Source organism: Endozoicomonas sp. ALB115 (assembly GCF_049310245.1).
Classification (GTDB): domain Bacteria; phylum Pseudomonadota; class Gammaproteobacteria; order Pseudomonadales; family Endozoicomonadaceae; genus Endozoicomonas.
The window spans coordinates 1-11,943 of record NZ_JBLYZG010000031.1; the positions used below are offsets into that span (position 1 = coordinate 1).

Annotated in this window: 11 protein-coding genes; 5 read left to right on the forward strand and 6 right to left on the reverse strand. The window is 50.8% G+C overall.

Annotated features, from left to right (window positions below; all coding sequences use genetic code 11):
* Window positions 1-121 precede the first annotated feature (121 nt).
* Window positions 122-433, forward strand: a complete 312-nt coding sequence (locus ACO6VE_RS14275) for a hypothetical protein (RefSeq protein ID WP_422461909.1) — start codon at window positions 122-124, stop codon at window positions 431-433.
* A 61-nt stretch (window positions 434-494) separates the two neighbouring features.
* On the opposite strand, the gene epmA is transcribed toward ACO6VE_RS14275, so the two are convergent.
* The 4 genes from epmA to efp form a co-directional block, all read right to left on the reverse strand.
* A complete protein-coding gene (gene epmA, locus ACO6VE_RS14280) occupies window positions 495-1,484 on the reverse strand; it encodes an EF-P lysine aminoacylase EpmA (protein ID WP_422447763.1) in 990 nt (329 codons plus the stop codon).
* Window positions 1,485-1,639: 155 nt separating this feature from the next.
* Entirely contained in the window at window positions 1,640-2,167 is a 528-nt protein-coding gene (locus ACO6VE_RS14285; protein ID WP_422447765.1) for a hypothetical protein, read from the reverse strand.
* Between the two features lie 53 nt (window positions 2,168-2,220).
* A complete protein-coding gene (locus ACO6VE_RS14290) occupies window positions 2,221-2,529 on the reverse strand; it encodes a hypothetical protein (protein ID WP_422447767.1) in 309 nt (102 codons plus the stop codon).
* A 160-nt stretch (window positions 2,530-2,689) separates the two neighbouring features.
* The gene (efp, locus tag ACO6VE_RS14295; protein WP_101745846.1) at window positions 2,690-3,259 is read right to left on the reverse strand and encodes an elongation factor P; all 570 of its coding nucleotides are present in this window, start codon (window positions 3,257-3,259) and stop codon (window positions 2,690-2,692) included.
* A 29-nt stretch (window positions 3,260-3,288) separates the two neighbouring features.
* On the opposite strand from efp, the gene epmB reads away from it, so the two are divergent.
* The 4 genes from epmB (at window position 3,289) to ACO6VE_RS14315 (ending at window position 9,682) form a co-directional block, all read left to right on the forward strand.
* The gene (epmB, locus tag ACO6VE_RS14300) at window positions 3,289-4,332 is read left to right on the forward strand and encodes an EF-P beta-lysylation protein EpmB (protein ID WP_422447769.1); all 1,044 of its coding nucleotides are present in this window, start codon (window positions 3,289-3,291) and stop codon (window positions 4,330-4,332) included.
* A 243-nt stretch (window positions 4,333-4,575) separates the two neighbouring features.
* Window positions 4,576-6,228: a hypothetical protein gene (locus ACO6VE_RS14305; protein ID WP_422461911.1), complete on the forward strand. Its 1,653-nt coding sequence runs from the start codon at window positions 4,576-4,578 to the stop codon at window positions 6,226-6,228.
* Between the two features lie 178 nt (window positions 6,229-6,406).
* Window positions 6,407-8,428, forward strand: coding sequence for an EAL domain-containing protein (locus ACO6VE_RS14310; RefSeq protein WP_422461913.1), 2,022 nt, complete (start codon window positions 6,407-6,409; stop codon window positions 8,426-8,428).
* A gap of 531 nt (window positions 8,429-8,959) precedes the next feature.
* Window positions 8,960-9,682: a hypothetical protein gene (locus ACO6VE_RS14315; RefSeq protein WP_422461915.1), complete on the forward strand. Its 723-nt coding sequence runs from the start codon at window positions 8,960-8,962 to the stop codon at window positions 9,680-9,682.
* Here the strand turns inward: ACO6VE_RS14315 and ACO6VE_RS14320 are convergent.
* Both ACO6VE_RS14320 and ACO6VE_RS14325 read right to left on the reverse strand, forming a co-directional pair.
* Window positions 9,672-10,295 (reverse strand): ATP-binding cassette domain-containing protein, encoded by a 624-nt coding sequence (locus ACO6VE_RS14320; protein ID WP_422461917.1) that lies wholly within the window; start codon window positions 10,293-10,295, stop codon window positions 9,672-9,674. The genes ACO6VE_RS14315 and ACO6VE_RS14320 overlap by 11 nt on opposite strands.
* The gene (locus ACO6VE_RS14325; protein ID WP_422461919.1) at window positions 10,292-11,920 is read right to left on the reverse strand and encodes an ABC transporter permease; all 1,629 of its coding nucleotides are present in this window, start codon (window positions 11,918-11,920) and stop codon (window positions 10,292-10,294) included. Before ACO6VE_RS14325 ends, ACO6VE_RS14320 begins: the two co-directional genes overlap by 4 nt.
* Window positions 11,921-11,943: the final 23 nt, after the last annotated feature.

Here is an 11,943-nt window from a genome sequence, read left to right on the forward strand (position 1 = left end):
AAAGTGTTCAAAGCCGAAGCTTTGTTACCGATGCAATCGCACAAGCGCCCACACGAATTGTCTGATATCTTGTTAAAGAACTGATTAAATCGTGGTGATTTAATCGCTGATTCAGCAGTCAGTGCCGATCAGCAAGGCCGCCTATCTTACCGTGGCGGCTTTCGTTGTCAAGCGATCATTTTCAGAAGCTTTCCAACTCACTGACGTTGCCCAAAGCCCTGTCAGCGGAGGCGCATCTTACCGCGCCAGTTTGATTTGTCAACCAGTTGTTTTTCGCTCATTTCCAAACAACCTATTTTCAAACCGCACTTCCCGGTCAGCGATGATGATTCATTCTGCTAATCCGTGGGTGACCGTTTCAGGTTTGCCCGTGGAAGAGCGGCGCATTCTACACAAACCAAATGTAATGACAAGTATTTTTATTCCAGGTTGATGCATTCACCCGTGCATCTTTTTGGGAATCACCGGCTGCACACTGGTTGCGGTGCCATTGATTATGCCCGGCTGAAATCAAATGCCAGCACATCCGCAATATTGCCTGTGCCGAGCATCAACATAAGAAGCCGGTCAATACCCATCGCTACACCTGCACAGTCGGGCATGCCATGCGCCAGTGCAGCCACCATGTTTTTATCGTAGGGGTAGATGTCATAGCCTCGCTCCTGACGCTTTTGCTGCTCTTGTTCAAAACGTTGTTTCTGTTCCTCTGCATTCAACAGTTCATGGTAGCCATTTGCCAGCTCGACCCCGTTCACAAACAGTTCAAAGCGTGAAGCGACCGGATGCCCATCCCGATTCGTGGATAACCTGGCCAGTGCTGACATGGTGGCCGGGTAGTCATAGACAAAGTAGCCTTCCAGCACTTCTGAATCTTTGGACCCAAGATTCGGCTCAATAAATTTTGAGAACAGCAGGTCCAGGCAGTCACTTCTTTCAAGCCCCTGAAGTTTGGCATCCACCTTATCCCTGACCAGCTGGCTCAGCGCTTCATCCGATGCAATGTATGGATTGACTCCCAGGTACTCTGCAAACAGCTCCCCATAGCTGCAGCGCCGGACCTCCCGGAAATTGCAGACACTGCTCAGCAAATCAGCAACATCATCCATCAACCGCCGGTCATCCATACCAACGCGATACCATTCCAACATAGTGAACTCCGGATTATGCCGCCCTCCGGCTTCACCATTTCTGAAGACTCGCCCGAGCGAGTAAATATCGCCACTGCCTGCTGCCAGCAGCCGCTTCATGGCAAACTCCGGCGAGGTGTGCAGGTAGCAAAGCTGTGACTGGCCATGACCAATGGGGCTGAACTCTGTGGCAAAGCTGTCTATATAAACATCCACAGTGGCGCTGCCGGACAGCATCGGGGTTTCCACCTCCATGACGCCCCGGGCATCAAAATAAGCCCGGGCCTTCCGTAGCAATCGGGCTCGTTCTTTGAGCGCCATCATGGAAGCCGATGGGTGCCATAAGTCATTGGTCATAAGTGGCTCCTGAGTAATATTCATTATTTAAGGTAAGTGAATACTGCCAGTTGTTGTAGGGCTGAATACAACAAACCCTGCCAACTATGGCAGGGTTTGTTGTTTTTCAGTACCTGTCAGCCGGAGTTGGCTGACCGGGGGTAAGCATCTGTGCTTTACCCGCTGATACTGGTGTAATCCAGTGGTGATTTCTCAGGTTTCTTAAGTCCCATTCTGGCAACTGTACTGAAACCCTTATCAGTCAGGCCTCCGCTGTAATCCGCTGAGCCATCCGGCAGGTCCGCTTTGGACTCGGACGGATTCCACTGTCTGAAGTAGTCCGACAGATCATAATTGCTCAGGTAAGACAAACAGCTCATCAGCAGGTCACCCTGGCTGAGGTCGGTGTCTTTTGCAGAGCAGTAATTGATACCCTTGTTACCATTCAGTTCATCACCCACCAGGTCGCCCCGGGCTTTACGATGGGCCAGCTTGTACATATTCCAACCCCGGTCATCACCAAATACGGCAGGCTGATTACCCTCTGGATACCATTTGCTGATATCGAAGTGATCCTCAGCCCAAAGCTTCAGCTGACCAAACATGGCCAAACGCATGCCATTGTCACCTTCACTCCAGCCGTGACCACGGTGGATGCTCAGCCACAGCTTCACCTTTTGCAGATCACTGCTAATGCGATCCATCTGCGGCAGAGCCTCACGCTGTTCCTACATTTAGAGAGCAAGAATATTGTTGGTCACCTCGGTACCACCAGTGATGCGTAGTCCTGATCATTATTGTGAATGGTGATCTCAAAGGATTGCCGCAACAGTACCAGAGTACTTCTGGCATCAAGGCCCGCAAAGCCGCCTTTGGAGATAGAAGTCAGATTATCCAGGCGATAGCTTTTATTCACGACGAAGTCGTAGATCTGGCCTTTCATTTGGCTACCGTCAAAACGGAACGCATGCCCTTTTTCAATATTGCTGGCTACGTCGATACTCTGGGTACCATTGTCATACTTTGGTACCAGCCAGGTCAGCAGGTTACTGAAGAAGGTCTTCATACTGCCCTGATCATTACGGACATCAGCATGAACTCTTCATGCCCGGCGAAGATGAAACCATTACGGAAAGGGCACGGATTGTAACCACCGTGGTGGGCACAGAATAGCTTCAAAAAAAGCAGGACAAGGCGGCAGAAAGCCGCCCCGCAAAAGAGATCAATTACTTCACACGACCAACATATTCGCCGGTACGGGTATCAATTTTGAGGACTTCACCCTCAACAATAAACAGCGGCACCTTAACCACCGCGCCGGTGCTCAGCTTGGCTGGCTTGGAGCCGCCCTGGGCGGTATCGCCCTTCAGGCCCGGATCGGTTTCCACCACCTGGAGTTCGACAAAATTAGGTGCAGAAACCGAAAGAGGGGAACCATTATAAAGAGTAACCGAGTATACTCCCTGCTCTTTGAGCCAATCGATGGTGTCACCCACGGCTTCACGGCTGGCTGCATGCTGTTCATAGGAACCATCAGTCATCATGAAGTGCCAGAATTCACCGTCGGTGTATAGGTATTCCATATCCAGGTCCATAACGTCTGCCGCTTCCAGACTTTCGCCGGATTTGAACGTACGTTCCCAGACGCGACCGGACATCAGGTTACGGAATTTAACCCGGTTGAATGCCTGACCTTTGCCAGGTTTTACAAATTCGTTCTCAATGATCGAGCAGGGATCGCCCTCGAGCATTACTTTAAGACCTGAACGAAACTCATTGGTACTATAACTAGCCATTGGACCTTACCAGGAGATCAAAAACCCCTATGATAACCCGTTCGGAGCTCAGTGTGCAGTCGAGGGCGCAGATAAGTACGCAGACAATCAGCGATTTCGGCTGCTGGCAGACGCAACTGGCAGGGGCCATCACTTCCCCGGAGCAGTTGCTGGCCATGCTGCAGTTGAGTCCGGGGCTATTATCACCGGCATTGAGAGCCTGTCAGGAATTTCCTCTGAGAGTACCCCATGCCTATATCCAGCGAATGGTGCCGGGGAACCCTGACGACCCGTTGTTGAGGCAGGTTCTGCCTGTTGGCGAAGAGTGTCAACACATTGAGGGTTATGGCCTGGATCCGCTGGCAGAGCAGTCGCAGAACCCAACCGATGGGGTTATCCATAAATACCATGGCAGGCTGTTGCTGATCGTCGGCGGAGCCTGTGCGGTGAACTGCCGCTTCTGTTTTCGCCGCCATTTCCCGTACCAGGATAATCGGCTGGACCGGGACAGCTGGCACAATGCCATAGAGTACATTCGCGCGGATACCAGTATAAAAGAGGTGATTCTCAGTGGCGGAGACCCATTGGCCAACAATGACCGTCGGTTGGCGAACATTGCTGCCGAGCTGAACGCTATTGATCATGTGGCCACACTGCGCATTCATACCCGTTTGCCCGTGGTGATTCCTGACCGGGTCACCGATGAACTGATCAACTGGTTTGCCAGACAGCGCCTGCAACCTGTGATGGTGATTCATGCCAACCATGCCAACGAGATTGATGACAGTGTTCGTGAAGCCTTGTTCCGGCTCAAACAGGCGGGCGTAACACTATTGAACCAGGCGGTGTTGCTTAAGGGCGTTAATGATAGTGCTTCGGCGCTTATTCAGCTTGGCGAAGCGCTGTTTAAAGCTGGTGTACTCCCTTACTACCTGCACCTGTTAGACCCGGTGCATGGTGCCGCTCATTTTGATGTGCCGGACGTTACAGCGACTCGCCTGATACAAGAGGTTATGGCTCACTGTCCGGGCTACCTGGTGCCCAGACTGGTTCGGGAGATTCCCGGCAGACCCGGCAAAACATGGATACTCTGACACTTTTCATTAAAAAGTCAGACATTGGTCATACAATTTAATAAAAGTGATAATAAAAGACTGGACTGGTATATTCGTCTCAGCATAATTATCATCAATACAGAGTTCGCTACTGGAAACAGATGGGTGGAGTGTCACTGGCAACCGACGCTATCACCCGGAAACGCAACATTGATTCAATAAAAAGATTGATCAAGAACCGTTACTGACAGGATGTCAGAGCCCCGCTATTGGAATTAAAGAATGGAATCTGCAAACACTCCTCACCTGGAGCTACCCAGCCGTAGCCTCAATTCTCTTTCATTTTGTCCTGACGGGACAGCGTCAAACAGCAATAAGCTGGAACAGTGGCTGAAAGGACTGCCTCTCACGGATCATCAGCAAAGTGGAGAACTTCTGGTTCACGCTCTGGATGAACTGAGCAGGCTTGACGCCCCCCCTGATGAGCTATTTGCTCTTGCAGAAGCCCTCCGGTCACCTTCCCGGTCAAACGCCGCCAATAGTTATCAACGACATCTGCAGCGATACATTACTTTTGCATCAAGCCAGCAAAGCTGGTTTGATCTGTGCAAACGCCTGTATATGGGCTTGGCAAAAGTCTATAAAGCTGTGGTTCAGTGCTGTCTGGATAATAAAGAGCATGCCAGTATACTGGCAGCCGCACTGCATCGGGCTATTTCGGAGAGTGCTGCAGCGTATTTATTCCATTGCCTGCTTTATCGCCCTGCGCCTGAACGCCTGTGGCTTGAACTGCATACGTTATACCAGCTTGCCGCACGCCATAATCATCAGGGCTTCCAACAGGAAGATCCTTATGACCCCAAATCCAGCCCCATGTCGCTGGAAAGCCTCTATAAACGAGCCCTGATGCTGTCACGCAGTAATACCGATCAATTATCACCCGGTGAAATCCAGCAGGTCTGGCAAATGTTAAGCCTCTGGATCAGCCACGGCAAAATTCAGCCCGAGTCTGGTCTGAAAACCTATTTTTCAGTGCGTCTCAACGGTGACGGAGGCCTTGAATATGCGTTACCAGAGCCTGATAAAGTGCATCCCGGCGTGATTGGTCTGAATATCCGGGTACTGACCGCGCACCTGGCAAAAATAAAAGAAAATCCAAAAGCGGCAAACGTGTTGCCAACGGAATTGATCCAACATCTCATATCAAGCTGGGGACCGATCCAAAAGCGATCCAGTCCGCGCAGAGCTGCTTCGGACCCATGTGAAACCTGCTTTGGATTTACCGCGCTTCATTATCATCTCTCAGGTAAACGACGATTCGAGGATATCATTGCCGCTCATTCTGATACTGCTGGCAAAAGTAGCTTCTCTGAGGTATCTGATGATGTCTGGTCACAGGCCCATGATGCTGAAATCAGAGATAAACAAAACAGCCCTTCAGCTGGCGAGAGAATTGCCTTTAATACGACAGAGACCCCGGGTAATAACCACCTCTCCGTCTTGCCAGCCGAGATCATTAATACCAGCAACACCGGGTTCTGCCTGAAAATCAACAGCACGTTACCCAAACAGTTTCATGCCGGTGAACTTATTGGCATCCGCCTGGATAAAGTGTCACCCTGGGCCCTTTACAGTGTGCGCTGGCTGGGAATCTCAGCGCAGAATGAAGTGACTTTTGGTGTCATTCTTATCAGCCCATCAGTAGAACCAGTGGCCATATCCCTGATACACAAAACTCAGGCAGCCAGCCGCTTCCAGAGATCACTGATGTTAACCGACCCCAACCAGCCCTCTTTGGTCATACCAAATCTCTCCGCCAGGGAGGGAGCCAAGTTTGAGTTGATTCAGAATGACACCCTGCTGAAAGGTCAACTTATGAGCTGCATGAATACAACGCCAACCTGGAGCCAGTACCAATTCAAGCTGTTTGGGTAAACTGTCATTGTTCCTGATCCCGGTAATCAAGTTCCCGGTGCCGGTCACAATTCCGTGGGGGCACTCTATACCTTTGAATTGCGCTTGTCGTAAGATGTTGAAACAGGCTCATACCGTTTCAGGGAGCATCTGCTGACGTAAGAGCTGCCTCATTCAAAATAATAGTGATCAATCTCCCATGAATTACCGCCGACAAACTCTACGCTTGCTTGCCCTGGAAGACTCCCCAAACGATGTGGAACGCTGGGTAAAGTTGTTTCGCAATGCGGGCCTGCCTCCCCGGGTGCAACATATCGCTTCCATCGAAACCATGGAGGAAGCCCTGTCAGAGCAGCCATGGGATGTCGTGCTCAGCGCTGAAGAAACCACCAGGCTTAATGCACAGCAGGTACTGGCCATCATTGAAAAACACCAGAAGGATATTCCGGTTATTGTCACCCTGCCGGAATACAATCCTCAGCGTACTTCTACCTGGCTATCTGCCGGAGCCAGAGACGCGATACCCAGTGCCCATGAAGAGCATATACTGCACGCCGTTCTCCGTGAGCTCACCAGCCTGGAAGACCGGCGAAACCTCAGCAATGTACGTCAGGAGCTGAATGAGTCCAACAAACGTTGCCAACTGTTACTGGCCAATGCCTCTGAAGCCATCGCCTATATTCACGATGGCATGCATGTGGATGCCAATGCTGCGTATCTTCAGCTCACGGGCTACGACCATGCCGATGATCTGGCGGGCATCCCCCTGATCGATATGATCACCGCACAACATCAAGCTGAGATCAGGCAGATGTTGAAGCAGTTTGGGACTAACCAAACGATTGACCAGGTTGAATGTGAGCTGGTTCATACCGATGGCCACAGTACCCCCGTCAGCCTCCGTTTATCCGCTGCGCAATACGATGATGAACCCTGCATCCAGCTGATTCTGTTACCGGTAATGGTTCCCGTACTCAGCCAGCCGGTGAACCATAAGGCCAGTGCAGAAACGAAAGAACAGTTTCTTGAGCAAGCCGCATCTGCGGTCACAGCAGCAACAGAGGCCACACTGGCCTGGATACAGCTGGATGACTTTCAGAATTTACAACAAGAAGCCAGTATCGATGGCATTATCTCCATACAGGGATCCATTGTGCGGATGGCTGAGGAACTCTTCCCCGCTGCCGCTATCTGCCATTATACCGATGACAGCTTTTTGCTGGTTGAAACAGCAGGTAATCCGGATGACACCCATAAGCGCCTCATCACCCTGCAAAGCGCCATTGATGAGCACCTGTTCGGCAGTGACGATGAAACGCTCACAGCGACAGTCAGTATCGGTTTTGCGGTTAAAGAGCATAAACAAGACATCACCATACTGTTAAATAATGCAGAAAGTGCCTGCCAGCGCGCCATTAAAAATGCCGAACGTCTTTGCCGCTACTCCAAAACGGAAGAACTCGATGAGAAAGCCAGGGATGGCGACGTACAGGCCATGATTCGTCAGGCGCTGTCCCAGGACTCATTCCGTCTGCTGTTCCAGCCTGTCATCAACATTACCGGTTCCGAAGAAAAACAGTATGAAGTCTTCCTGCGCCTGCACTCTCACCAGGGTGAAGTGGTAGAAGCCGGCACGTTTATGGCGGCGGCAGAATCCTCCAGCCTGATGCCGCATATTGATCGCTGGGTGCTTCGTCAATGCGTGCGCCAGTTGGCACAGGTCCATAAACAGGGGCAAAGCGTTCGATTGCTGATTCACCTGAGTCACCTGTCCATCCAGGGAACCGAGTTAGCCCAGTATCTTTCCGGCCTGTTGAAAGCAACAGAGTTGCCGCCTGACAGTATTGTCCTGCAACTGCCAGAGTCCATTGTGCTGCAACAGCTGAAACGCATTGTGGATTTTGCTGAAACTATTCACAATATTGGCTGCCAGCTGGCCATTACCCGATTTCAGGGTGACTCTCGTTCCATGAAGATACTGAAACACCTTGATATCCAGTTTGTGCGCCTGGACGGCAGCTTCACCAGCAAGCTGGATGAAAACAGTGATGAGAACATCATCAAAATGCTGGATATCCTCAAAGAACATAATATTCGCAGTATTGTGCCAAAGGTAGAAAGTACCCGGACACTGGCACACTTATGGCGAATGGGCGTTGATTACGCGCAGGGGTATTATATTCAGGGGCCAATGGAAACGATGGACTTTGACTTTGGCTGACAAAAATAAATGACAGACAGGATGTGTAACGGTCCTGTCTGGTTTAACCCGGATTAGAGCGACAAAGTCCCGCGCGAGATTCGGGGCAGTTTATGAAATATCCGGGTTAGTTAAGCAATTTCTGACCGTTCTTCTATATTAATCGTTCGAATAAAAATATTACGGATTTTGCTCTTTATGATTCTTCGTTCTCACAAAAGGCCTCATACAAGCACTGAGACCTTTGGTTCTGCGCATCCTTTGTCCGATGCGTTCCTCAAGGGGAAAAAGATAAGAAAGAATAATAACCAGGACAAACCCGGCCAGTCTTGCTTATCCACAATGGATAACCCAACCACTAAAGCGACTGCCCCAGAGAATAAACAGAGAACCATTTCGTTACGACCATTGCCGGCCAGATTACTTCAGCTACCCCTTCCGGAGACCAACGGAAAAGAAATCAGCCCCATAATTCCCAACAAAGGACGCCGTTCTGCCTATAAATGCCAGAAAATTAATGCGCCTAATATTCGCGGCTCTCAGGCAACGATCATGACCGGCTATATTAACCCGACATTAATCGCAGGCATTAATCGTGATATAGAAACCATGGGCTTGCCATACCACGAAGTAATAGCTCGACAAGGCAATGCTACATGCAGTCTCGTTCCCAAGTGGGAATCCTATCTGGCAAAACTACCGAGTACACAAGCCACGTTCATGTGTCATGGTGATGCCGGGCTTGTACGCTCATGGGCAATCCCGATGCCAGTAGAAGAACCGGACCGCACAATATTGCCTGCCAGCCATGCCACCATTATTCAGCTGGTGAATCATCTTCACACCCTCAACCCTGACCTTAAACGCTATTTTGGCCAGAATGCCCTGCGACTGACGTCTATTAATTTTTATTGTCGCCGATCTGAAAACCCTGAGAATAACGCCATGCTACCATCGAATCACTGTCTTGGCTGGCATGTGGATAAGGGCAAGGTAGGCCAGCTGGTGGCTTGTATCAATCTGGCCGGTCAACGAACGCTAACCATACGAAACAATGATCAGCTGACCACCATTGAATCGAATAAACCCGGCCATTTTTACATAATGGATGCAACCCAGTTCGAGCACGCAGTCCATTTAACCGACACTGACAATAGCATGGCCCTGATTCTCAGATCACCTTACCCTGAGCTTCCCCCGGGCTCTGACACCTCTGATTTCTTTGCCAATACCGATCTATTTTTACCCGGTGCAAAATCAATGATCAGAGCCTAAGCAATAAGCCTTTATCAGGAATATCCTGTTCATCATGGGTCACCATAAGCGCAGGAATGCTTCGGCTCTGAATCTGTTGAAAGACGAAGTGCCGAAAGCTGCTTCTCAGTGTTGCATCCAACTTGGAAAAAGGCTCATCCAGCAGCAGGGCTTTGGGTTCGGATAACAGCGTTCGCATCAGGCTGATTCTTGCTTTTTGGCCACCGGACAGCATGGCTGGATTCAGCTCGAAAAAGCCCGACATTCCGCAGTCAACCAGTGCCTGCTCTGCTCTTTCCCGGCGCTGGGATTTCCGGTAGTGCGCAGGCAGAGCAAAGGCCAGATTCTCACCCACCGTCATATGGGGAAACAACAGGTGATCCTGAAACTGCAGGCCTACCTGTCGTTTACAGGGCGGCAGGTTATTCAGCACTACCCCGTTCAGAATCACCTGCCCTGAGCAACCAAAGCTGTTTGGCAGCGTCCCGCAAATCAGATTTAACAAACTGCTTTTACCGCAACCACTGGGACCCAATACCGAAAGCACTTCACCGTCGTCCACGCAACAACAGATGTTATCCAACAGCTTCTGGCCATTCAGCGTAATATCAATTTGATCAAGAATCAGGCTCAAGAGTTGAGTCTCCTGGCAAAACGTCCATGTCTGATTGTCCAATAGCTCAGGAAAAAAGCCATGGCATAAGCAATGAAAGGCAGCAGCATTTGAACAAGCCCGTAGACGCCAATCAACCGTCGATTTCCGCCGGAAACCAGACTGACGGCCTCGGTTGTCACTGTCTCCACCCGGCCAGCACTGGCAAACAGGGTTGGCAGATATTGGGCAATACTCACCGCAAAGCCCAACGCCAGACTGGCCATCACCGGACGCCAGAGTATGCCCAGCTTCACCCGCAAAAAGGTCTTCAGCCAAGATCCGGATAATAACAGTCCCTGAAGACTGTGACGCTGATCATAATGCTGCCAGGGGCCTGACAAACTCAGAAAGCAGTAAGGCAATACAAATAACAAATGCAGCCCGGTAACCGTCAACCAGTGACCCTCTGCTCCCCATTGCAGCAGAAGCAGTTGAACACCAAACAGAAAAGTCATTTGCGGCAAAAGCAACGGAATATACATGGCCCCCCTGGTCAGCAGGGGCAGCCACTTTCCGGCTGATTCACTGTTTTGTCGCTGGAGATCATTCAGCTCCAGCAAAATAACCGAGATAATGTTGGCCGCTAACGTGGCGGTCACGCCGATCAGCAGGGAGTTCACAATGGGCTCACTGATACCCTCCCAGGCGCGCTGCCAGCTTCGCAAAGACCAGTCTGGCCAGAGAGAAGGGAATCGCCAGCGCCAGACAAAAGACCAGATCAGCAGAGCAGCTCCGCCGGACAGAAACAGCATCACCAAACCCTGCCAGGCTTTCCTGCTGAACGACAGCCAGAGACCACTGAACCGACCACGGTGCCCATTGATCAACCAGTGTCTGAGCCGTCTGTTCATGGTCCATTCTGTCAGGTGAAAAACACCAATAACAGAGGCCACCAGCAGCAATAAAAGCACACTGCCCGATGCGGCAAGCAGGCTTTTACTCAAATCCGGATCATTTATCCACTGAAAAATCTGTACGGCAAATGTCGGAGGGTTTGCAGGGCCAATCACCAGCGCCACATCCACCACAGAGATGGCGAACGCCAATACGGTATACACCGGCAGACGAATCATCGGGTAGAGACGCGGCCAGATCAATTTAAGCCAGATAACAGCTGGCTGATATCCCAGGCTGCCTCCCAGTTTCAGCGTATCGGCGACGGGCAACTGCACGACAGACGCCGCCATCATAAACAGCAAAAAAGGGGTTTCTTTAATAATCAGAATCAGTATCAGGCTTATGCCGTATTGATCCTGGATCGTCTGCCAGTCAGGAGGAAAACTCCACCCGGCAAAAACAGCAATAAGCCGGGCCAGCAAACCACTGGGCATCAACACAAACATAACCCCAAAAGCCAGTGCCACATGGGGCACAGCCATCAAGGGTGCCAACCACCGCTGAACCTTCTGCCAAAGGGGCGTGCCCCAGGTGCAACAGAGCACACCAAAAGCAAGGAACAGTGATAACAACGTGGCTAAAACAGAAGTCCAGAGACTGAGCAACAGCATCTCGATAAGCGCAGGTGTTTCCAGCAGCATTTGCCAGGAAGATAAACTGAATGTGTCAAACCCCAGGACCGGCATATACCCAAAGGCAGGTAGCATAATACTGCCCAACCCGGCCAGGA

Bases quoted from the DNA above. Each gene is read 5' to 3' on its own strand.
- ACO6VE_RS14285 (WP_422447765.1), bottom strand. From the start codon at position 2,167: ATGGATCGCATTAGCAGTGATCTGCAAAAGGTGAAGCTGTGGCTGAGC.
- efp (WP_101745846.1), bottom strand. From the start codon at position 3,259: ATGGCTAGTTATAGTACCAATGAGTTTCGTTCAGGTCTTAAAGTAATG.
- epmA (WP_422447763.1), bottom strand. From the start codon at position 1,484: ATGACCAATGACTTATGGCACCCATCGGCTTCCATGATGGCGCTCAAA.
- ACO6VE_RS14290 (WP_422447767.1), bottom strand. From the start codon at position 2,529: ATGAAGACCTTCTTCAGTAACCTGCTGACCTGGCTGGTACCAAAGTAT.
- epmB (WP_422447769.1), top strand. From the start codon at position 3,289: ATGATAACCCGTTCGGAGCTCAGTGTGCAGTCGAGGGCGCAGATAAGT.
- ACO6VE_RS14305 (WP_422461911.1), top strand. From the start codon at position 4,576: ATGGAATCTGCAAACACTCCTCACCTGGAGCTACCCAGCCGTAGCCTC.
- ACO6VE_RS14310 (WP_422461913.1), top strand. From the start codon at position 6,407: ATGAATTACCGCCGACAAACTCTACGCTTGCTTGCCCTGGAAGACTCC.
- ACO6VE_RS14315 (WP_422461915.1), top strand. From the start codon at position 8,960: ATGACCGGCTATATTAACCCGACATTAATCGCAGGCATTAATCGTGAT.
- ACO6VE_RS14325 (WP_422461919.1), bottom strand. From the start codon at position 11,920: ATGCTACCTGCCTTTGGGTATATGCCGGTCCTGGGGTTTGACACATTC.